Consider the following 407-nt stretch of genomic DNA (forward strand, 5'->3'; position numbering starts at 1 on the left):
GTTGGGATTAGTGCTGCGGGTGTTGGTCACCGCCGCCAATGTGCCAGAGCGGTCAGGTGGTAAACAAGTGCTCAAGCGCGTCAAAAAAATGGGCAATAAGGTTTCTCGCTTGACGACCATTTGGACTGATGGCGGCTTTGATGGTCCAGCCTTCATGATGTGGGTGATGGACACTTGCCGTTGGATTGTGCAGGCGGTGCTGCGACCAGAGCAAAGTAAGGGCTTTGTCTTGCTCAAAAAGCGATGGGTGGTGGAGCGCACTTTCGGCTGGCTGATGGGGTGTCGCCGATTGGTTAGAGATTATGAACTTCTACCGGAAACATCGGAGACGTTTATTTACCTTGCTATGATCCGGATCATGGTGAGGCGATTAGCATAAAATTTGACCCCTCAAAACTTTTCAAACA

The 407-nt window shown here is 50.6% G+C and carries 1 protein-coding gene; it reads left to right on the plus strand.

Going from position 1 to position 407, the window contains the following annotated elements:
• A partial coding sequence (locus tag ABF638_RS38340; protein ID WP_435027946.1) for a transposase occupies positions 1–379 on the plus strand: 379 nt, incomplete at its 5' end.
• Between the last annotated feature and the right edge of the window lie 28 nt (positions 380–407).

The sequence above is a fragment of the Nostoc sp. CALU 1950 genome (assembly GCF_051172895.1).
GTDB lineage: Bacteria > Cyanobacteriota > Cyanobacteriia > Cyanobacteriales > Nostocaceae > Nostoc > Nostoc edaphicum_A.